At 55.4% G+C, this 21,600-nt stretch carries 21 protein-coding genes; 6 read left to right on the forward strand and 15 right to left on the reverse strand.

Annotated elements, in window-relative coordinates:
• Position 1 precedes the first annotated feature (1 nt).
• Genes ulaD through ulaA form a run of 4 tightly spaced genes read right to left on the reverse strand, consistent with a single transcriptional unit; the run spans position 2 to position 2,860 of the window.
• Positions 2-652, reverse strand: coding sequence for a 3-keto-L-gulonate-6-phosphate decarboxylase UlaD (ulaD, locus tag IPZ49_RS03630; protein ID WP_022646832.1), 651 nt, complete (start codon positions 650-652; stop codon positions 2-4).
• 12 nt (positions 653-664) lie between these two features.
• Positions 665-1,132: a PTS ascorbate transporter subunit IIA gene (gene ulaC, locus IPZ49_RS03635; protein ID WP_003856024.1), complete on the reverse strand. Its 468-nt coding sequence runs from the start codon at positions 1,130-1,132 to the stop codon at positions 665-667.
• 9 nt (positions 1,133-1,141) lie between these two features.
• Positions 1,142-1,447 (reverse strand): PTS ascorbate transporter subunit IIB, encoded by a 306-nt coding sequence (gene ulaB / locus IPZ49_RS03640; RefSeq protein ID WP_063146649.1) that lies wholly within the window; start codon positions 1,445-1,447, stop codon positions 1,142-1,144.
• Positions 1,448-1,459: 12 nt separating this feature from the next.
• Positions 1,460-2,860 carry a PTS ascorbate transporter subunit IIC gene (gene ulaA / locus IPZ49_RS03645; RefSeq protein WP_022646831.1) on the reverse strand — a complete coding sequence of 467 codons (1,401 nt, stop codon included), beginning with the start codon at positions 2,858-2,860 and terminating at the stop codon, positions 1,460-1,462.
• 359 nt (positions 2,861-3,219) lie between these two features.
• Here ulaA and ulaG point away from each other — a divergent pair, with 359 nt between their 5' ends.
• Together ulaG and ulaR are read left to right on the forward strand one after the other, a co-directional pair.
• Positions 3,220-4,284, forward strand: a complete 1,065-nt coding sequence (ulaG, locus tag IPZ49_RS03650) for an L-ascorbate 6-phosphate lactonase (protein ID WP_023299142.1) — start codon at positions 3,220-3,222, stop codon at positions 4,282-4,284.
• Between the two features lie 110 nt (positions 4,285-4,394).
• The gene (gene ulaR, locus IPZ49_RS03655; protein WP_003856014.1) at positions 4,395-5,150 is read left to right on the forward strand and encodes an HTH-type transcriptional regulator UlaR; all 756 of its coding nucleotides are present in this window, start codon (positions 4,395-4,397) and stop codon (positions 5,148-5,150) included.
• Here the strand turns inward: ulaR and yjfP are convergent.
• The gene (gene yjfP / locus IPZ49_RS03660) at positions 5,147-5,869 is read right to left on the reverse strand and encodes an esterase (RefSeq protein WP_063146650.1); all 723 of its coding nucleotides are present in this window, start codon (positions 5,867-5,869) and stop codon (positions 5,147-5,149) included. The two genes, ulaR and yjfP, sit on opposite strands and share 4 nt — an antisense overlap.
• A gap of 137 nt (positions 5,870-6,006) precedes the next feature.
• Here yjfP and bsmA point away from each other — a divergent pair, with 137 nt between their 5' ends.
• The 3 genes from bsmA (at position 6,007) to IPZ49_RS03675 (ending at position 8,862) form a co-directional block, all read left to right on the forward strand.
• Positions 6,007-6,336 (forward strand): biofilm peroxide resistance protein BsmA, encoded by a 330-nt coding sequence (gene bsmA, locus IPZ49_RS03665; protein ID WP_003856011.1) that lies wholly within the window; start codon positions 6,007-6,009, stop codon positions 6,334-6,336.
• A 148-nt stretch (positions 6,337-6,484) separates the two neighbouring features.
• Positions 6,485-6,760: a DUF1471 family protease activator YjfN gene (gene yjfN / locus IPZ49_RS03670; protein WP_003856009.1), complete on the forward strand. Its 276-nt coding sequence runs from the start codon at positions 6,485-6,487 to the stop codon at positions 6,758-6,760.
• A 170-nt stretch (positions 6,761-6,930) separates the two neighbouring features.
• Positions 6,931-8,862 (forward strand): methyl-accepting chemotaxis protein, encoded by a 1,932-nt coding sequence (locus tag IPZ49_RS03675; protein ID WP_023299139.1) that lies wholly within the window; start codon positions 6,931-6,933, stop codon positions 8,860-8,862.
• Here the strand turns inward: IPZ49_RS03675 and IPZ49_RS03680 are convergent.
• Positions 8,859-10,481, reverse strand: coding sequence for an isovaleryl-CoA dehydrogenase (locus IPZ49_RS03680; protein WP_063146651.1), 1,623 nt, complete (start codon positions 10,479-10,481; stop codon positions 8,859-8,861). The genes IPZ49_RS03675 and IPZ49_RS03680 overlap by 4 nt on opposite strands.
• Positions 10,482-10,676: 195 nt before the next feature.
• Between IPZ49_RS03680 and IPZ49_RS03685 the strand changes: the two genes are divergently transcribed.
• Positions 10,677-11,951: an MFS transporter gene (locus tag IPZ49_RS03685; RefSeq protein WP_063146652.1), complete on the forward strand. Its 1,275-nt coding sequence runs from the start codon at positions 10,677-10,679 to the stop codon at positions 11,949-11,951.
• Positions 11,952-12,042: 91 nt separating this feature from the next.
• Here IPZ49_RS03685 and rlmB read toward each other — a convergent pair whose 3' ends face one another.
• From rlmB to hfq, 9 genes are all read right to left on the reverse strand, one after another.
• A complete protein-coding gene (gene rlmB, locus IPZ49_RS03690; RefSeq protein ID WP_003856001.1) occupies positions 12,043-12,774 on the reverse strand; it encodes a 23S rRNA (guanosine(2251)-2'-O)-methyltransferase RlmB in 732 nt (243 codons plus the stop codon).
• Between the two features lie 64 nt (positions 12,775-12,838).
• A complete protein-coding gene (rnr, locus tag IPZ49_RS03695; protein ID WP_063146653.1) occupies positions 12,839-15,280 on the reverse strand; it encodes a ribonuclease R in 2,442 nt (813 codons plus the stop codon).
• Positions 15,281-15,318: 38 nt separating this feature from the next.
• Positions 15,319-15,744 carry a nitric oxide-sensing transcriptional repressor NsrR gene (gene nsrR / locus IPZ49_RS03700; protein WP_003855998.1) on the reverse strand — a complete coding sequence of 142 codons (426 nt, stop codon included), beginning with the start codon at positions 15,742-15,744 and terminating at the stop codon, positions 15,319-15,321.
• A 192-nt stretch (positions 15,745-15,936) separates the two neighbouring features.
• Positions 15,937-17,235, reverse strand: coding sequence for an adenylosuccinate synthase (locus IPZ49_RS03705; protein WP_032621775.1), 1,299 nt, complete (start codon positions 17,233-17,235; stop codon positions 15,937-15,939).
• Between the two features lie 104 nt (positions 17,236-17,339).
• On the reverse strand, positions 17,340-17,537 hold the full coding sequence (locus tag IPZ49_RS03710) for a DUF2065 domain-containing protein (protein WP_003855996.1): 198 nt from the start codon (positions 17,535-17,537) through the stop codon (positions 17,340-17,342).
• A 71-nt stretch (positions 17,538-17,608) separates the two neighbouring features.
• Complete coding sequence (gene hflC, locus IPZ49_RS03715; RefSeq protein WP_022646821.1) at positions 17,609-18,613, reverse strand: protease modulator HflC; 1,005 nt, start codon at positions 18,611-18,613, stop codon at positions 17,609-17,611.
• Between the two features lie 2 nt (positions 18,614-18,615).
• The gene (hflK, locus tag IPZ49_RS03720; RefSeq protein ID WP_022646820.1) at positions 18,616-19,875 is read right to left on the reverse strand and encodes an FtsH protease activity modulator HflK; all 1,260 of its coding nucleotides are present in this window, start codon (positions 19,873-19,875) and stop codon (positions 18,616-18,618) included.
• Between the two features lie 56 nt (positions 19,876-19,931).
• A complete protein-coding gene (gene hflX / locus IPZ49_RS03725; RefSeq protein WP_003855991.1) occupies positions 19,932-21,212 on the reverse strand; it encodes a ribosome rescue GTPase HflX in 1,281 nt (426 codons plus the stop codon).
• Between the two features lie 74 nt (positions 21,213-21,286).
• Complete coding sequence (gene hfq / locus IPZ49_RS03730; protein ID WP_006810391.1) at positions 21,287-21,598, reverse strand: RNA chaperone Hfq; 312 nt, start codon at positions 21,596-21,598, stop codon at positions 21,287-21,289.
• Positions 21,599-21,600: the final 2 nt, after the last annotated feature.

The following is a 21,600-nucleotide window of genomic DNA, read 5'->3' on the forward strand; positions in this document are numbered from 1 at the left end:
CTTAACCCCAAAGCTGAGCGATTGAGCGTTTAAACTGACGCGCAGCTTCCACCGGAGATTCCGCATCGCGAATGCTACGACCGGCAATAAAGACGTGGATTGGAATACCCTTGAACAGCGGCAGATCTTCCAGCGCCAGACCACCGGTCACGGTCACTTTGAAGCCCATATCGGCCAGGCGTTTGATCGCGTTGATATCGGCTTCGCCCCACGCCACACCTGCGGCCTGCGCATCACGGCTGCGGTGATAAACCACCTGCTGGATACCCGCTTCGCGCCACTCCTGTGCCTGCTCCCAGGTCCAGAAGCCGGTCAGTTCAATCTGCACGTCGCCGTTGAACTCTTTCGCCACGTCCAGCGCGCCTTTCGCAGTGTTGATATCTGCACAGCAGATCACGGTGACCCAGTCGGCGTTGGCTTCAAAGCACATGCGAGAGAGAATTTTGCCCGCATCGGCAATTTTGGCATCCGCCAGCACGATTTTATGCGGATAGAGCGCCTTCAGGTCACGAACCGCACGAACGCCTTCGCCCACGCACAGAATGGTGCCGACTTCGATGATGTCCACCTCTTCCGCAATCAGACGGGTGGTTTCGTAAGCGTGAGACAGCGTCTGGTTATCCAGCGCGACCTGCAACATTGGTAATGACATTTTCAATTCCTCTTAAACGGCCGCCGCAGTGGCGTTATCAATTAAATCCAGCACGTCCTGCGCGGTACGGCAGGCACGTAAACGGTCAAAATTAGCTTCGTCATCAAACAGGTTAACGATCTGCATGATGCCCACCTCCTGGTGGGTGTTGGCATCGACAGCTGCCATGGTGATCAGAATGTCGACCGGGTCGTTATCTTCGTGGTTGAACACCAGCGGGGTTTTCAGCGTCACCAGCGCAAAACCGGTTTTCTTGACACCCTCTTCCGGGCGGCCATGCGGCATTGCCAGCCCCGGGGCAATCACAAAATAGGGGCCGTGCTGCGCCACGCCATCCAGGATGGCCTGGTAATAACGCGGCTCGACAACGTCCGCCTTAACCAGCAGGTCCACGCTCAGCTTCACCGCTTCCTGCCAGGTACTGGCTTCGGCCTGTAAAAGGATGGAGTTATTCTCAGCCAGCGAATCACGTAGTTTCATGTGGCATCCTTACTTCACGTCTTGTGGGAAGTGCTCTTTGAGCACTTCCAGCAGTTTTGGCCCAAAATCTGCAGGCGACAGCATGTTGCGCACGCCTACCACGTATTTGTTGCCCGACACGCTAATCTCGCCGGCAATGTGCGTTGAAGCGATGATGATGTCCGCGCCGTTCAGTTCACTTTTGTATTCACCCACTGCGCAGCTGTTCACCGTGTGGTCAATGTTTGACTGGGTTAAAAACTGGTCCACTTTCATTTTCATGATCATGGAGCTTCCTTGCCCATTGCCACACACAGCCAGGATACGTACGGTCATAATCGAAACTCCTTAGTGAGCAGAAACTTCTGCTGTTTGTTTTTCCGCATCTTCTTCAGCTCGCAGCGAACGGCCAGCGAAGAACATATAAGTCAGTGCAATCAGGATGATGACGGCCATAAAGACCAGCCCGACGGACGCAAAGCCCTGCATCATCGGCGGCGCCAGAATTGACCAGTCCGCCATGCCCATCCAGGCGCTCATGCCGGTGAGCTTGACCGCCCACACGCACCCGAAGATTTCAACCATGCCCATCACCAGGCAGATCTTGAGCGCGGCGCGCCATCCGCCGAAGTGGTTAGCAAACACGCCGATAGTGGCGTTGGAGAAGAACATCGGGATAAAGCCAGGAATAATCAGGATTGAGGAGCCACAGCCCACCAGGATGCCGACCGCAATCAGCTGGCCGATGGTGCCCCACATAAAGCCCCAGACGACGGCGTTTGGCGCAAAGCTATAGATAGCCGCACAGTCAATCGCCAGCACCGCGCCAGGGATCAGGCGCTGAGAGATACCGTTGAACGCTTCCGACAGCTCGGCGACGAACATACGCACGCCCTGAGTGATGATGAAAATGGCCACGGCAAAGGAGAAACCGGTTTGCAGGATATAGACCGTCCAGTGAGTTTTACCCGCCATCGCCTGCACCACGTCAATGCCAAAGGAGAGCAGGATGGCACCGAAGAAAAGGGTCATCACAATCGCCGTGGAGACGATGTTGTCGTGGAAGATATTCAACCAGCCAGGCAATTTGAGGTCTTCAACACTCTCCTCTTTTTTACCCAGGTACGGTGCAACTTTGTACGCAATCCAGGAGGCGAACTGCTGTTGGTGACCGATGGAGAAGCCGCAGCCGTCAGTAACGTCCTGCGTTGGCTTATACATCATGTTGGAGGTGATGCCCCAGTAAAGCGAGACCAGCACTGCCGTGCAGATGACCGTGGTCCACATTGGGTAGCCGAAGATATAGAGAGAAACGGCAATCAGCCCCGCCTGCTGGAACATGATGTGCCCGGTGAGCATGATGGTGCGAATACCGGTGATGCGGCGCAGGAGCACGTAAATGATGTTCAGCGCCAGCGCGAGCAGTACCGCATACCCAACCCAGCTGTACGCATCCCCCATGCGATCGATGGTGGCCATCATGGACGCGTAAGTGTCAGAGATGGCGCCGTTAATGCCATATACCTCAGACATTTTGGCAACGACCGGCTTAAACGTGCTGGTCAGAATGCCAGACCCCGCCTGCAACAGCATAAAACCAATGATGGTTTTGATGGTGCCTTTGATAATCACGCTGACGCTTTTGCGCAGCAGGATGTACCCCAGGCACGTCACGATACCCAGCAACAGCGGGGCGTTGGTCATTACCTGATTAAAGAAAACGGTAAAGACGTTGTAGAGGATCTCCATAACTCTCTCCAGAAAATGAGAACACGAGGGGCAATCCCTGTGTGGTTGGTGTCATCACTCTATTAATCACAAATAATCACCACAAGATTGCATTTGATTATTTGTGACGGATCACGCAATTTATTTCCATGGAGTTAGTAATGATTTTCACTACCGATCCAGAAAGATAAATAAATTCTTAATTTTCAATATATTAATTATATGTAGCGGTTATCTTAACAACGACGAGGTGTATTTTCTGTGATGTGGTGAGGGAAATTTTCCGCAAATCAGCCATTGAAAATCGATTCAAACAGTGCCAGCATTAATCACAACAAGTCACAGTATGATTACTTTTGATTAAAACCAGGAGTCAAACGATGAGTAAAGTGAAAACCATCACCCGTGAATCATGGATTTTGAGTACCTTTCCGGAGTGGGGTAGCTGGCTGAACGAAGAGATCGAGCAGGAACAGGTTGCTCCTGGCACATTTGCGATGTGGTGGCTTGGATGCACCGGGATCTGGCTGAAATCAGAAGGCGGCGCCAACATTTGTGTCGATTTCTGGTGCGGCACCGGCAAACAGAGCCACGGCAATCCACTGATGAAAAAAGGCCACCAGATGCAGCGTATGGCCGGCGTTGAAAAGCTCCAGCCGAACCTGCGCACCACGCCTTTTGTGCTTGATCCTTTCGCCATTCGCCAGATCGACGCCGTTCTCTCTACCCACGATCACAACGATCATATCGACGTGAACGTGGCGGCAGCGGTAATGCAAAACTGCGCGGACGACGTACCCTTTATCGGGCCGCAGACCTGCGTGGATTTGTGGATTGGCTGGGGCGTGCCAAAAGAGCGCTGCATTGTGATGAAGCCGGGCGACGTGGTGAAAATCAAAGACGTTGAAATTCACGCGCTGGATGCCTTTGATCGCACCGCGCTGATCACCCTGCCTGCCGACCAGAAAGCCGCAGGCGTACTGCCTGACGGGATGGACGAGCGCGCAGTGAACTACCTGTTCAAAACGCCTGGCGGTTCCCTGTATCACAGCGGTGACTCTCACTACTCCAACTACTACGCGAAGCACGGTAACGAGCACCAGATTGACGTGGCGCTTGGCTCTTACGGTGAAAACCCGCGAGGGATTACCGACAAAATGACCAGCGCGGACATGCTGCGCATGGCCGAAGCGCTGAACACCAAAGTGGTGATCCCCTTCCACCACGATATCTGGTCAAACTTCCAGGCCGATCCGCAAGAGATCCGCGTCCTGTGGGAGATGAAAAAAGACCGACTCAAATATGGTTTCAAGCCGTTCATCTGGCAGGTTGGCGGCAAGTTCACCTGGCCGCTGGATAAAGACAATCTCGAGTACCACTACCCGCGTGGTTTTGATGATTGCTTCACCATTGAGCCAGACCTGCCGTTCAAGTCCTTCCTCTGATTGTGCAGCCCAATCGCCAGACACAGTGTCTGGCGATGTCATATTTAATTTAGTAATTTCATGCTATTTCAAATATCATCTTTTCAAATCAATTCTTTTCGGAATAGCTCATGACGGAAGCGCAACGGCATCAAATTTTACTGGAACTCCTGGCGCAAACAGGGTTTATCACCGTCGAGAAAGTGATCGAACGTTTAGGGATCTCCCCTGCTACCGCGCGGCGGGACATTAACAAGCTGGATGAAAGCGGCAAGCTGAAAAAAGTCCGCAACGGCGCAGAGGCCATCAGCCAGCAGCGTCCACGCTGGACGCCGATGAATATTCACCAAGCGCAGAATCACGATGAAAAGGTGCGGATTGCCAGAGCGGCATCACAGCTGGTGAATCCCGGTGAGAGCGTGGTGATCAACTGCGGTTCGACAGCGTTTTTACTGGGCCGTGAGATGTGCGGCAAGCCGGTGCAAATCATTACCAACTATCTGCCGCTGGCCAACTATCTCATTGACCAGGAACATGAAAGCGTGGTGATCATGGGCGGTCAGTATAACAAGAGCCAGTCCATAACCCTGAGCCCGCAGGACAGTGAAAACAGCCTCTACGCCGGGCACTGGATGTTTACCAGCGGCAAAGGCCTGACGGCGGATGGCCTGTATAAAACCGATATGCTCACCGCAATGGCAGAGCAGAACATGCTCAACGTGGTGGGTAAACTGGTGGTGCTGGTCGACAGCAGCAAGGTCGGTGAACGCGCCGGCATGCTTTTCAGCCGCGCCGAGCAAATCAGCATGGTGATCACCGGCAAAAACGCCAACCCCGAGATCCTCAGCAAGCTCGAGGATCAGGGTGTCACGGTGCTGCGCGTTTAAAGGTGCTGACGGAAAAACTCCACGGTGGCTTCCAGCGCAGCCGGAGTAATACGGTGCCGGACACCGGCACCCCACAGGCAGGTCAGATTGCTGTCCAGCCCTTCACGCTGTAGCGCCTGTTGCAGACGGAACGTTTCACCGGGCGGTACGACATCGTCGGCATCCCCATGCCACAGCAGCAGGGGACGATCGGCCAGCTGCGAAAGCGCATGGCTGACGTCCCATTCAGACAACAGGGCCTCAATCTCCTGAGGTGCCTGCGGCGGGAACAGCGTCTTTGCCAGTGACATAAAGTAGCCCGATCCCATCAGGCAAGCCACGGACGTCACCTCCGGATGCCTGGCCATGAGCCCCAGCGCCGTCATTCCGCCCATTGATGCGCCTGCGACCGCCAGCCGTTTCCCCTCCACCAGCCCGGCCTGTAAAAGCGCGTCACGCAGCCCGGCGAACTCGGTCAGATTGCCGTGCAGCGTTTGCCAGAACAGCCCCAGCCGCGCCTGTTCATCGCCCGTAAAGCGTGCCCCATGATTCGGCGCATCAGGCATGACCACCCGGAAACCGGCCTGCGCCAGCGCGACGGAAAAATAGCTGTAGACCAGCTTTGAGGAGAGAAAACCATGATAGAAAACTACCGTCGGCAGCGGCTGTTCACCTTTACCAGCCGGAAAAGCATGGATGATTTCATGCTCACTTAGCAGGCGAGTTTCAATTTCAATCATTGTCGATCCTGTGCTGATGAATGATTCATAATGTTGAGAGCTGGATTACGGTTTCACGATATTTTCATTCGAAATCTACGTCCCAGATAACACTTCGGGAACATTCCCCCAAAACTAAATTCGCAGACCACTACACTATGGCTATCAGGAAAAGAGACAGGTTTATGCGCAGGCTTACCGCTTTATTGCTGGTCTCACTGCTCAGCGGATGTTCCGTATTGCAGGGTACGCCAGAGCCGGCACCGCCGGTTACCGATCATCCTCAGGAGATTCGTCGTAATCAGACGGAAGGATTACAACGCCTGGGAACCGTATCCGCGATGGTTCGCGGTTCACCGGATGATGCAGAAGACGCAATTGAAGCACAGGCCGTTGCCGCAAAAGCAGATTATTACGTCATCACGATGATTGATGAAACCATTATTACGGGACAGTGGTATGCGCAAGGCATTTTGTACCGTAAGTGAGCATCATCATTTGAACGACCTTTACACTGCTTTGCGTCCGTAGACATTTTCCTGTCCACAATAAACTCCATGCCAGCAACAATGGAAATGAGTTTGTTCGCGAAGGATTGCCCGGCGGATACCGGAGACACGTGAAAAGGAGCTGACGATGAAACGAACCCTTGCTTTAACGACGCTATTGCTTTCAGCGGGCCTGCTGAGCACCACGGCGCAGTCGGCTGAATTTGCCAGCGCGGATTGCGTCACGGGCCTGAATGAGATTGGTCAGATCTCCGTCAATAATATCACGGGGAGTCCGCAAGACGTTGAACGTGTCGTCGCCCTGAAGGCGGATGAACAGGGCGCATCCTGGTATCGCATCGTCCAGATGCAGGAAGATCACCATGTTAATCACTGGCGCGTGCAGGCCATTCTTTATGCATAATCCCCTCCGATAAAAGCCACTTAATTTTAGTGGCTTTTCACTTTTGCAAATTTTTTATCTCTCCCGAAACTCAACAAAAACAAACATGTAACATTCAGTTACATTAAACAGATAAACGTTCTCTCCGCTCTGCCGTTGAACAGCCATCACTTTTCAATAATGAGCAATATATGATCACCTTTTTCCGCCGGGCAGGACTGGGCACGAAGCTATCGCTGCTAACAGGTGTAAGTGTCGCTACGCTTTTTTTGCTGTTCACTTTCCTGTTGAGCCACAACGCCAGCCAGCAGCTTGAAGATCTTGCGGTTGAAGACCTGCATAACCAGTCCACCGGCATGGTGGATATGGTAGAGATGTTCAACACCAGCCTGAGCGAAGAGGTTGAAAGCTATACCCGTCTGTTCACCACCTTTTTGCCACAGCCATTAAACAGCGACAGCAGCCAGAGCCGGACCATAAATGGGCTTACCGTTCCTTTGCTGAAAGGCGGCGAAACGGAGCTGCATGAAAACAATACGCTTTCTGATGACTTCCTGAGCCGAACGGGAGCCATCTCGACGCTGTTTGTCCGCAGCGGTAACGATTTTGTCCGCGTGGCGACGTCGCTGCGCAAAGAGAATGGTGACCGCGCGATCGGAACCGTTCTTGATACCACCAGCCCGGCATTTGCCGCCGTCACTAAAGGGGAGGTCTATCGTGGCCTCGCGCTGCTGTTCGGCAAGCGCTATATCACGCAGTACCAGCCTGTTAAGAATGCGGAAGGCCAGGTTATCGGGATTATCTTTGTCGGCGTGGACATCACCCATTCGTGGAACGTCATGCGCGAGAAAATCCTTAACCGTCGTCTGGGCGAGAGCGGTCACTTCTTTGTACTGGATCGCAGTAGCGGCAAAACGCGCGGACAGTATCTGTTCCATGCCAGCGAAGAGGGCAAACTGCCTAACTGGGACACGGCGACACAGCAGCAGCTTCTGAGTGATAAAGCCGGCACACTGGAACGCGTGAGCGCGGATGGCCGTACGCTCAAAGTTGCCTACACGCCGCTGCCGGGCTGGAACTGGACCATCGTGGGTGAAGTGGATAAAGCCGTACTGCTTTCAAGCGTCACCACACTGCGCGATCGCTTCCTGATGGCGGGCGTGGTGCTATCCGCTCTCTTCGCGGGCCTGTTCGTTATCCTCATTCGCCGGATGCTAACCCGCCCACTGCGCGAGGTGATCGCGCTTGCCCGGCAGTATGCCGCAGGCGATCTGCGCGCCAGCCTGCCGGTTACCCGCCAGGATGAAGTCGGCCAGCTGATTGACGCCATCAACGGGATCGGGGAAGGCCTGCAAAAAATTGTGTTGCAGGTCCGCGAGGCCGCAAGCGAGATCCATCTGGGGACTAACGCGCTGGCTTCAGACACCGGCGAGATATCTGAACAGATCAACAAGCAGGCCAGCAGCGTTGAGGAGACCTCCGCCAGCATGGAGCAATTAGCCGCCACCGTGCAGCAAAATGCCGCCAACATGGAGCAAACGCAGCAGCTGGTGGGTGAAACCTCGCGCGCGGTGCATCAGGGTGGAGAGACGGTGACCCACGCAGTCTCCACCATGGATGATATTCGCGATGCATCGAAACGCATTGAAGACATCACCCGCGTGATTGAGTCCATCGCTTTCCAGACCAATATCCTGGCGCTCAATGCGGCGGTTGAGGCGGCGCGGGCGGGCGAGCACGGGAAAGGTTTCGCAGTGGTGGCGCAAGAGGTACGCGCCCTGGCCGCACGCAGCGCCAACGCGGTAAAAGAGATTGAACAGCTGATTGGGGATACGCTGAACAAGGTGAGCGAAGGCCATGCGCTGTCTGAGCAGACGCGTCTGGCGATGGATGCCATCATTGTTCATATCGATAACATCAGCCAGCTTGTCACCGAGATCAACCACGCCTCCCGCGAGCAGTCGGCGGGAATTGGCCAGGTGAATCTGGCGATGACGCACATCGGTGAGGCATCGCACATCAATGCCGATCGCATCTCACGCAGCGAGCAGACAGCACAGACGCTGCGCGAGAAGGGTTCACATCTCACCCGGCTGGTGAGCCTGTTCCAGCTGAAGGCTTAACCGACCCGGCCCGTGGCGCGCAGCAGCAGGTCGTTTTGCACCTGCTCGCTCATCAGCGTGCCGCCCCGGGTATCCAGCATCATGCGGCACCACGCCTGCGCCACGGGCGGCGATGCGTGCCGCAGCATTTGACTTCCGGCCCCGAGTAAAAAGAGCTGCTGCGCGATCTCCCTGCCCTGCGCTTCCTGCGGTTTCCGCAGCTTCTGCTGTAGCTGACGCCAGCTGCGATCGAAGTGCCTGTCCTGACCTTTGACCTGCGCGAAATCATCGGCGAGCAGGTCGAGAATGCCCGGCTGCTTCGCCAGCACGCGCAGTACATCCAGGCACATAATATTGCCAGAGCCTTCCCAGATGCTGTTGACGGGCATTTCACGGTACAACCGCGGAAGCTCACTCTCTTCGCAATAGCCTGCACCGCCCAGCACCTCCATTGCCTCTGCCACAAACGGTATACCCGCTTTGCAGACGCTGTATTTTGCCGCCGGAGTGAAAAGCCGCGCCCATGCGGCTTCCTGCGGGTCGTTGCGGTTGTCCCACGCCCGGGCGAGTCGGAACAGCAGTGCCGTGTGTCCCTCCAGCACCAGCGCCATACGGCTTAGCACGTCGCGCATTAACGGCTGGTCGATCAGATTTTTGCCGAAGGTCTGCCGCTGATGGGCATGATAAAGCGCCACAGAGAGCGCACGGCGCATCAGTCCGTGGCTGCCCAGCGCGCAGTCAAAGCGCGTCAGCCCGCCCATCTTCAGAATTTGCCGGACGCCTTCCCCCTCTTCGCCCAGCAGCCAGCCGGAAGCATCAAGAAATTCAGCCTCACTGCTGGCATTTGAGCGGTTGCCGAGCTTGTCCTTCAGACGCTCAAGGCGCACGGCATTACGTTGCCCGTCGGGTAAGAAACGCGGGACAAAAAAGCAGGACAACCCGCCCTTCGCCTGCGCCAGCACCAGATGCGCATCGCTCTGCGGCACGGAGAAAAACCATTTGTGCCCCACCAGTCGGTAACTGCCATCACTGCATTTCTCTGCTTTGGTGGTATTACTGAGTACGTCCGAACCGCCCTGCTTTTCCGTCATCCCCATGCCGATCAGCAGGCCGCGCTTTTGCGCCCCCGGCGCGAGATGGGGGTCGTAGCGATCGCTCATTAGCGGCGTTAACCACTCATGAAACGGTTTGGGCAGCGACTGTTGCAACAGCGGCGTAGCCGCAAAGGTCATGGTCACCGGGCAAAGCGTTCCCGCCTCCACCTGAGCATGAAGTACGAAACGCGCGGCCCTGGCGACGAACGATCCTTTCCGCGCCTCCTCCTCCCACGCCAGGTTGTGCACCCGGTTGGCGCAAAGCCCCTGCATCAGAAGATGCCATGCCGGATGAAAGCGGACGTCATCCAGCCTCGCTCCCGTGGCGTCATAACGCAGCAGCTCCGGCGGATTAACGTTCGCCAGTCTGCCCAGCTCCAGCGACTCTGCCGTACCCAACTGCTGGCCGATGCTGGCAAGAAGATCCACATCCCACTCAGCCCCTTCGCGCGCTACCGCATCGCGCAGGGCGCAATCAGAGAGAAAAAGGTTGCTGTTCGATAGCGGTGCAGGTTGATTAAAAACGGTATGTGTCTGCCAGTGCATGCTGTCTCCCTCCTTTCATTGGCAATAAAGATAAGTATGGACAGAGGGCATGCACGCTGCATGGGAGGGGGGTCACACGATGACGATCATGTTGATATCATTCGTGAAATAGCTCACAGAACATAAGAATAAACTATTTCATTACTTCACTAATGCTGAATAATTTATTCTTACCCCGTTTTTGTGAGGATCGTTATGCAACAGGATGCGCACAAGCGTGCATTAATTGCAGGCTCCATCGGTAATTTCATCGAGTGGTATGAATTTGCGGTCTATGGTTTTCTGGCAACGGTGATTGCCAGAAACTTCTTCCAGCTTGAGGGGGAAGCGGAGCTCACCAGCCTGATCCTCACCTGGGCCTCATTCGCCATCGCTTTCTTCTTCCGCCCGCTGGGTGCGGTGGTCTTTGGCCGCATTGGCGACAGGATTGGCCGTAAACCGACGCTGATTATTGTGCTGGTATTGATGACGCTCGCCACCGCTGCCATCGGTATTGTGCCGGTATACGCCAGTATCGGGATTGCCGCGCCGCTGATCGTTACACTCCTGCGTATTCTGCAAGGACTGTTCGCGGGCGGTGAGTATGGCGGCGCGGTCTCGTTGATGACGGAGTTCGCCCCGCGCGGCAAGCGCGGTCTTTACGGGGCATGGCAGTCCTTCACCGTGGCGCTCGGGCTGTTAGCAGGCGCAGGCATTGTCGCGTTGCTCTCTGCCCTTCTCTCCCCTGAAGCCTTGCACGACTGGGGCTGGCGCATTCCGTTCTTCCTGGCGTTGCTGATGGGTGCGGTCGCGCTATGGCTGCGGGTAAGCATGGAAGAGACACCGAGCTTTGTGCAGCAACGGGAAAAACCGGTTGTTACTCAGGCCAGCACCGCCGCCACGTTCAAAACCATTCTGATGGGCATTGGTCGCGTGATGGTCTGGTCTGCGGCGGGTTATACCTATCTGGTGATTATGCCGACCTATCTGCAATCTGCGCTGCACACCGGTTTTAACCAGGCGCTGCTGATTGCGGTGATTTCTAACATTGGGTTTGCGCTCACGATCATTCCGTCGGGCATACTGAGCGACAGGATCGGGCGGCGGACGGTGATGATTATCGCCACCGTGCTCCTGCTGATCCTTGCCCTGCCGCTGCTGAAAATTTTGCAGGCGGACTCCAGCACGCTGGCTGTCAAAGCGATTGTGGTGTTGATTGCGGGAGGTCTGGTTGGGATGCTGGCAGGGCCGGGGCCGGCAATGCTGTCTGAGATGTTCCCGACGCGCGTGCGTTATACCGGGCTGGGGCTGGCCTATTCTCTGTCGAATGCGATCTTCTCGGGCTGTGCGGGGCTGATCATTACCGGGCTGATTAAAGAGACGGGCAATCTGGATATTCCGGCGTACTACGTGATGGCAACGGCGGTGGTGAGTATTTTCGCGCTGATGACGCTGAGAAAGGATGACCATTTGCGGTCGTTAGAGGAGTGAGATTGTTGCCCGGTGGCGCTGCGCTTACCGGGCCTACGGTACCATGCTTTTGTAGGCCGGGTAAGGCGAAGCCGCCACCCGGCACAACAGGCTACCCGCGCTGACGCACCGCTTCAAACAGGCAGATACCCGTCGCAACAGAAACGTTCAGGGACGATACGCTGCCCGCCATCGGGATGCTGATCAGCTCATCGCAGTGCTCGCGCGTCAGACGACGCATACCTTCGCCTTCCGCTCCCATCACCAGCGCCATACGGCCAGTCATTTTGCTCTGGTACAGGGTGTGATCCGCTTCACCGGCTGTTCCTACGATCCAGATATTTTCTTCCTGCAACAGACGCATGGTGCGCGCCAGGTTAGTCACGCGGATCAACGGGACGTTTTCCGCCGCGCCGCAGGCGACTTTTTTAGCGGTAGCGTTAAGCTGCGCGGAACGATCTCTTGGCACAATCACCGCATGCACGCCTGCTGCATCGGCGCTACGCAGGCACGCGCCCAGGTTGTGCGGGTCGGTTACGCCATCGAGGATCAGGAAGAACGGGTTATCCAGCTCAGCGATCAGATCCGGCAGATCGTTCTCCTGATACTGACGGCCCGGCTTCACGCGCGCGATAATGCCCTGGTGTACAGCACCTTCGCTTTTCTCATCCAGATACTGGCGGTTCGCCAGCTGGATCACGACGCCCTGCGCTTCCAGCGCGTGGATCAGCGGCATCAGACGTTTGTCTTCACGCCCTTTCAGAATAAAAACTTCCTGAAAACGCTCCGGCGCGCGCTCCAGCAGGGCCTGCACCGCGTGGATGCCGTAAATCATTTCACTCATTGATGGTTCTCGTAATAAATATTTTCCCTCTCCCCGTTGGGGAGAGGGTCAGGGTGAGGGGAAATTACTCCGCCTGCTGTTTCTTCGCCGCGCGCTTCGCTTTGGTTGCGGCCGCTATTTTTTGGGTCTTGGTCGACGGTTTTTTCGCTTTACGAGCGTCTTTTTTCGCCGCCTTGGGCTTCTGCTGCTTCTCGCCACGGAAGGCGCTGTCTGGCTCAAAGTTTACTCTTTTACCTGCCTGACGTCGCTTGCCGCCCGCTTTACCGTTGCCGCCTTTTTTCGCTTTCTCACGCTCGGTTTTCCCGACGTTACGCGGAGCACGTTCGCTGGAGATGAGGCTGAAGTCGATTTTACGGTCGTCCATATTCACGGCTTCTACCTTCACTTCCACCCGATCGCCCAGACGGTAGGTCTGACCGCCGGATTCACCGATCAGACGTTGTCCGACCTGGTCGAAGCGGTAGTAATCGTTATCAAGGCTGGAAACGTGCACCAGACCGTCGATAAACAGCTCATCCAGACGTACGAAGAAGCCAAAGCCGGTGACGCTGGCAATCACACCTTTAAAGACGTTACCCACCTGATCCAGCATAAAGTCACACTTCAGCCAGTCCGCCACGTCGCGCGTTGCTTCATCCGCACGACGCTCGGTCATGGAACAGTGCTGGCCCAGTTGCAGCATCTCTTCCATGGAGTAGTGATACCCACCGGTTTCGGTCGTATTGCCTTTGTGACCCTGCTCGTGCGCCAGCAGATACTTGATCGCACGGTGCAGGGACAGATCCGGATAACGGCGAATCGGCGAGGTAAAGTGCGCATACGACTGTAACGCCAGACCAAAGTGGCCCCGGTTTTCCGGATCGTAAATCGCCTGCTTCATGGAACGCAGCAGCATGGTTTGCAGCATTTCCGCGTCAGGACGATCGCTGATGGATTCCAGCAGCTCGGCATAATCGCGTGGCTCAGGCTTATTGCCGCCAGGCAGCTCCAGGCCGAGTTCGGCCAGCACGGAACGGAACGAGGTTACGGCTTCCGTGGTTGGCTTGTCGTGAATACGGAACAGCGCAGGCTCTTTGGCTTTCTCAACGAAACGTGCCGCCGAGATGTTCGCCAGGATCATACACTCTTCAATCAGCTTGTGCGCATCGTTACGCTGAGTCTGCTCGATTCGCTCGATACGACGCTCAGCGTTAAAGATGAATTTCGCCTCTTCACTCTCAAACGAAATCCCACCGCGCTCTTCGCGCGCCTGATCCAGCGTTTTGTAGAGGTTGTGCAGCTCTTCGATGTGTTTGACCAGCGGCGCGTACTGTTCGCGAAGATCCTGATCGCCCTGCAACATATGCCAGACCTTGGTATAGGTCAGGCGCGCATGAGAACTCATCACCGCTTCGTAGAACTTATAGCCCGTCAGACGTCCCTTGCTGGAGATGGTCATTTCGCAGACCATACACAGGCGGTCCACCTGCGGGTTGAGGGAACACAGGCCGTTCGAGAGCACTTCTGGCAGCATCGGTACAACCTGCGACGGGAAGTATACTGACGTACCGCGGCTGCGCGCTTCGTTATCCAGCGGCGTGTGTGGACGTACGTAATAACTCACATCCGCGATAGCCACCCACAGACGCCAGCCACCACCGCGTTTTTTCTCACAGTACACGGCATCATCGAAGTCGCGGGCGTCTTCACCATCAATGGTGACCAGCGGCAGATCGCGCAGATCCATGCGGCCTGCTTTGGACTCTTCCGGCACTTCTTCACGCAGGTTTTCGATCTGGTCTTCAACCGCTTTCGGCCAGACGTAAGGAATTTCATGGGTGCGCAGCGCCATATCAACGGCCATGCCGGTGCCCATGTTATCGCCCAGCACTTCGACGATTTTACCTACCGCTTTGGTACGGCGGGTCGGGCGCTGGGTAAGTTCAACCACTACCACAAAGCCCATGCGTGCGCCCATCACCTCTTCAGGCGGGATGAGAATGTCGAAGCTCAGACGGCTGTCGTCCGGCACCACAAAGCCTACGCCCGCATCGGTAAAGTAACGGCCTACAATCTGGCTGGTTTTCGGCACCAGCACGCGGACCACGCGCGCTTCGCGGCGGCCTTTACGATCTGCACCCAGCGGCTGCGCCAGGATCTGGTCGCCGTGAATACACATCTTCATCTGTTCGGATGAGAGGTACAGGTCGTCTTTACGGCCTTCCACGCGCAGGAAGCCGAAGCCATCGCGATGACCAATAACGGTGCCTTTCAGCAGATCGAGGCGTTCTGGCAGCGCATAGCACTGGCGACGAGTAAAGACCAGCTGGCCGTCGCGCTCCATGGCGCGCAGGCGGCGGCGAAGGGCTTCAATTTGCTCTTCACCCTCAATGTTTAATTCAACGGCAAGTTCTTCACGATTGGCGGGTTTTTCGCGTTTTGTTAAGTGTTCAATGATGAACTCGCGGCTGGGGATAGGATTCGCGTATTTTTCGGCTTCGCGTTCCTGGAAAGGATCTTGTGACATGTCGGTTCCTCCGTTGTCAGCTCCGGTGGAAATTTTCTTCATTCCACCAGCAATAATTTATAAAGCGGTTGATTCTCTTCAACCAAATCGGCCAGCGTGTAGTTATCCAGTTCCTTGAGAAAACTTTGCACGGCCTTTGAAAGCGCCTGTTTCAGGCGGCAAGCGGGCGTAATGTGGCAAAACGCACTGCTACAGTTCACCAGAGATAGCGGCTCCAGTTCACGTACCACATCGCCGATACGGATACTCTGTGCCGGTTTACCGAGACGGATCCCTCCATTCTTCCCGCGGACGGCAGCAACGTATCCGGCACGACTAAGTTGATTGATTATTTTGACCATATGATTACGGGACACACCGTACACCTCTGTGACTTCAGAGATGCTGGTCATCTTCCCATCGGGTAACGACGCCATGTAAATCAGCGCGCGTAAGCCGTAATCGGTGAAACTTGTTAACTGCACATCAACCTCAGGAAAAAGGGAAAACGCGGTCAAACCGCAGAGATATTCATTAATGATGATAAACCAGCCAGATAGTTAGCGGCTAATTTATTTGACAGACGGGGCGAAAAAGCGGAGATCCAGGAGCGGTCGCCGGATGGCGCTGCGCTTATCCGGCCTACGGGTTTCCCCGCAGGCCAGCAGTCACGAAGATTATGCGTCGAACGGGTCGCGCAGGATCATCGTTTCAGTACGATCCGGGCCGGTAGAAATAATATCGATCGGCACTTCGGTCAGTTCTTCAATACGCTTAATGTAGTCCAGCGCAGCTTTTGGCAGGCCACTACGTTCTTTCACACCGAAGGTGGTCTCAGACCAGCCCGGCATGGTTTCGTAGATTGGCTCAATGCCTTCCCAGTCGTCAGCGGCCAGCGGAGTGGTAGTCACTTCGCGACCATCTGGCAGACGGTAGCCCACGCAGATTTTCACTTCTTTCAGGCCGTCCAGTACGTCCAGCTTGGTCAGGCAGAAGCCAGACAGGGAGTTGATCTGCACAGCACGACGCACGGCAACGGCGTCCAGCCAGCCGGTACGACGACGACGACCGGTGGTTGCGCCAAACTCGTTACCCTGCTTGCAGAGGAACTCGCCGGTTTCATCAAACAGCTCGGTCGGGAATGGACCTGCACCCACGCGAGTGGAGTACGCTTTGATGATGCCCAGAACGTAATCCACATAACGTGGGCCCAGGCCGGAGCCGGTTGCCACGCCACCCGCGGTGGTGTTAGAGGACGTTACATACGGATAGGTACCGTGGTCGATGTCCAGCAGGGTACCCTGCGCACCTTCAAACATGACGAAATCGCCACGCTTGCGCGCCTGGTCCAGCAGATCGGACACATCAACAACCATGCCGGTAAGAATGTCAGCAATCGCCATGACGTCATCCAGCACTTTCTGGTAGTCAACGGCTTCGGCTTTATAGAAATTCACCAGCTGGAAGTTGTGATATTCCATCACTTCTTTCAGTTTTTCAGCGAAGGTCGCTTTGTCGAAGAGGTCGCCCACGCGCAGACCGCGACGAGCCACTTTATCTTCGTATGCCGGGCCGATGCCACGACCGGTAGTGCCGATCGCTTTCGCGCCACGCGCTTTTTCACGCGCCACGTCCAGCGCCACATGATAGTCCAGGATCAGCGGGCAGGCTTCGGAGAGCAGCAGACGCTCACGAACAGGGATACCACGGTCTTCCAGACCTTTCATCTCTTTCATCAGCGCAGCTGGAGACAGCACAACGCCGTTACCGATGATGCTAGTGACGTTTTCGCGAAGAATGCCTGATGGAATAAGATGGAGGACGGTTTTTTCACCGTTGATTACGAGAGTATGGCCTGCGTTGTGACCGCCCTGGTAGCGTACAACATATTTAGCCCGTTCAGTCAGAAGATCGACAATCTTCCCTTTACCTTCGTCACCCCATTGGGTGCCCAGTACGACGACGTTGTTACCCATTTTTTTCAAAATCACCGTTTGCTTAAAAATGGATTCTACCATCGCTTTTTCAGATATACAGCACTTTTTGACCCTAAAATATGCCGATTGCGGTTAGTTTTTGATCAGCCAATCGTTTTCCTCAACATGTAGTAGATAACGATACCGGCAACCACAAGTCCACCGCCAAAACGACGCAAAATATTGTCCGGAAGTTGGCTCATGGTCGCGATCATCCGTCGCCATGCGCGTGGATAGAGCATCGGGCCGAGGCCTTCCAGCACCAAAACTAAAGCCAGTGCGAGCCAGATCGTTGAATTCATTTTTCATCCTTATAAAAGAAAACCACCGCTCCGTGAAGAGCGGTGGTTTGAATACTCAAACGAGCCTGAGTTTATCGCGTTGCGTTAGTCGGCGTCTTCATATAACGGAAGAAATCGCTGTCCGGGCTGAGTACCATCACATCCTGGTTGCTCTGGAAGCTATTCTCGTAAGCACGCAGGCTACGGATAAAGGCGTAGAAGTCGGGATCCTGGCTGAAGGCATCGGCAAACAGCTTCGCGGCTTCGGCATCGCCTTCACCACGCAGGATACGGCCTTGACGCTCAGATTCCGCCAGCGTCTTGGTCACTTCGTAGTCCGCTGCGGCACGCAGTTTCTCGGCCTCTTCCTGACCCTGTGAACGGTGACGACGGGCTACCGCTTCACGCTCGGCGCGCATACGGTTGTAGATCGCCTCGGACACCTCCGCTGGCAGGTTGATCTGCTTGATACGCACGTCAACCACTTCGATACCCAGTGCAGCCATACTGTTCGGGTTGATCACCGGTACTTTACCGTTGGTTTCAGCCTGAACGCGTTCAGCCGCTTTGGCAATCGCGTCATCCGCTGCCGGTGTTTCCACTTCGTCTTCGGTACCCGCTGTACCTGAGTTCAACGCATCACGCACTTCCAGGGTCAGACGACCACGGGAGTCGGTCACGATGTCTTTTACATCCAGACGACCAATTTCAGAACGCAGACGGTCAGAGAACTTACGTTTCAGCAGCACTTCTGCCTGAGAAACATCACCACCGCCGGTTGCCAGGAAGTAGCGGCTGAAGTCGCTGATACGCCATTTGATGTAGGAATCAACGATCAGGTCTTTCTTCTCTTTAGTCACGAAACGGTCGGCCTGGTTATCCATGGTCTGGATACGTGCGTCGAGCGTTTTGACTGACTGAATGAAAGGCACCTTGAAGTGCAGACCCGGCTCGTAGATCACCGGACGCTTGTCGCCGTCACGCACGACGCTGCTAAACTGGAACTTGATCCCACGTTCGCCCTCTTTCACCACAAAGATGGAGGTGTAGAGCACGACCAGTGCGATGATGATGATCGCAATAACTGACTTACGCATCCTTATTCCCCCTGACGCTGGTAGTCGTTACGCTGCGCGTTAGCACGGCGTTGGTCCATAATGTCACCATCGTTCGAAGAAGGCGTTGTGTTCGCGCTGGAGCTACCAGACGAGGCTGGCGGCAGACGCAGCAGGTTGTTGGCTCCGCTGTTGTCTTTTGCTGCCGGTGCAGAACCGCCTTTAAGCATCTGATCCAGCGGCAGGACCATCAGGTTTCCGCCTTTGTTGTCGTTAACCAGCACTTTACGCGTATGGCTCAGCACTTTTTCCATGGTCTCGATATAGAGACGCTCACGGGTAATTTCCGGCGCGGCTTTATATTCCGGCAGGATCTTCGCGAAGCGAGCCACTTCACCCTGTGCTTCCAGGATGGTCTGGGTCTTATACGCGCGCGCTTCTTCCAGAATACGCTGCGCCTGACCGTTTGCACGCGGCTGAACTTCGTTGGTGTACGCTTCCGCTTCACGGATGTACTGCTGTTCGTTTTCACGCGCGGCAATCGCATCGTCAAACGCCGCTTTCACCTCTTCCGGCGGACGTGCAGCCTGGAAGTTGACATCCAGCAGGGTGATACCCATGTTGTACGGACGGATGGTCTCTTCCAGCTCGCGCTGGGTATCGCTACGAATAACGGTACGACCTTCGGTCAGGATACGGTCCATGGTGTATTTACCGATCACGCCACGCAGGGCACTGTCGGTCGCCTGACGCAGGCTGTCATCCGCGCTGGTCACGCTAAACAGATAACGCTCAGGATCGGTCACGCGGTACTGGACGTTCATCTCAACGCGCACCACGTTTTCGTCAGAGGTCAACATCACGCCAGACGCCGCCAGTTCACGGACGGACTCCACGTTCACTGCGGTCACGTTATCAATGAAGGTCGGTTTCCAGTTCAGGCCCGGCTCAACCAGATGGCTGAACTTACCGAAACGGGTTACCACGCCGCGCTCTGCTTCTTTAATGGTGTAGAACCCGCTGGCTGCCCAGATGATGACTACTGCCGCGGCCACAATGCTTACTACGCGGCCACCCATAGGCGGGCGCGGACTCTGAGTGGAGTTGCCACCCGAGCCAGAACCTTTTCCTCCGCCAAGGCCACCAAGCTTTTTGCTCAGTTTGCGGAAGATATCATCCAGATCCGGCGGCCCCTGCTCGCGACCACCTTTGTTGCCATTTCCCCCAGAGTTGCCGCCTTGATTATTGCTGCTTCCCCACGGGTCGCGGTCTTGTCCGTTATTACCGGGCTGATTCCACGCCATGTATATGCTCCATATTTGTTATGCAAGGGCGAATTTTTCAGGCTTCCCCTTTCTGATCAGACGATATAGTCCGCCAGCGCAGGTTCTTGTTTACAGAGGCGACGCCAGTCAACGATCGGCATACGCACCTGCATCCCCACGCTGCCGTCATCCTCCATCCACTCTTTTTCTATCGCCTGAAGCTGATAAAACCGGCTACGCAGCCTGCCTTCCTGTGGCGGCAGTCGCAGCGTGTGCTGAGCTACCTCACCGGAAAGACGTTCTGTCAAAGCCTGGAAAAGCAGTGGCACACCAATCCCGGCCTGAGCAGATAGCCAGACCCGAATTGGTTTGTTCTCTTCATCTCGGTCAATACGCGGTTCGAAATCGTCCAGCATATCGATCTTGTTCATCACCAACAAAGTGGGAATTTCGTGGGCGTCAATCTCTTCGAGCACCACATTCACCGCGTCGATGTTCTCCTGCACGCGTACGTCAGCCGCATCAATCACGTGCAGCAGCAGGGTCGCCTGACGCGTCTCCTGCAACGTCGCTTTAAACGCCGCCACCAGATCGTGCGGCAGATGGCGGATAAACCCTACGGTATCCGCCAGTACCGTTTCACCGACGTCTGCGACGTCAATACGGCGCAGCGTAGGGTCCAGGGTCGCAAACAGCTGGTCTGCGGCATACACCTGGGCCTCGGTTATCTGGTTAAACAGGGTGGATTTACCGGCGTTGGTATAGCCCACCAGCGACACCGTTGGGATGTCGGCTTTGGTTCGCGCCCGACGCCCCTGTTCGCGCTGTTTCTCGACACGCTCCAGACGAGAAAGGATCTGGGTTATACGGCCACGCAGCAAACGACGGTCGGTTTCGAGCTGGGTTTCACCCGGGCCACGTAAACCAATCCCGCCTTTTTGTCTTTCAAGGTGTGTCCAGCCACGCACCAGACGCGTCGCCAGATGGCGCAACTGCGCCAGCTCAACCTGCAACTTACCCTCGTGGGTACGCGCACGCTGAGCAAAAATATCTAAGATCAACCCCGTGCGATCGATAACACGACATTCGCAGAGAGCTTCCAGGTTACGTTCCTGAGCCGGAGACAGCGCATGATCAAACAGCACGACTGATGCGCCGGTTGCTTTTACGGCATCCGCAATTTCAACTGCTTTACCTTCACCAACAAAGTACTTCGGGTGCGGCGCTTTACGGCTACCGGTAATCACCTGCATTGCTTCGACACCGGCGGAAGAGACCAGAGATTCAAACTCCTGGAGGTCTTCCATATCTTTGTCTTGCGAAAAATAGATGTGTACCAGCACCGCCTGCTCACCGGCGTCATAACGGTCAAACAAGCGTAAACCTCTCTAAAAAGATCAGCGGGGAACGCAGGATCCCTGGCTCCCCGTGTGGAAAACAGCCCAAAACCTTATTCGGTTTCTTCGCTGTCCTGCGCAGGAGCAGATGAACCCTGCGCGTTGCTGCCATGATGGTAGTTACTGCCAGTGCCGCCGCCAGCGTTATTGCTGTGATGAGATACCGGACGGGACGGAACAACAGTAGAAATCGCGTGCTTATAGACCATCTGGCTGACCGTGTTTTTCAACAGGATCACGAACTGATCGAAAGACTCAATCTGACCTTGCAGCTTAATACCATTCACCAAATAAATAGAAACTGGAACACGCTCCCGACGCAATGCGTTCAGGAACGGATCTTGTAAAGATTGCCCCTTAGCCATTC

The organism is Enterobacter cloacae complex sp. S2 (genome assembly GCF_015159675.1).
Taxonomy (GTDB): domain Bacteria; phylum Pseudomonadota; class Gammaproteobacteria; order Enterobacterales; family Enterobacteriaceae; genus Enterobacter; species Enterobacter intestinihominis.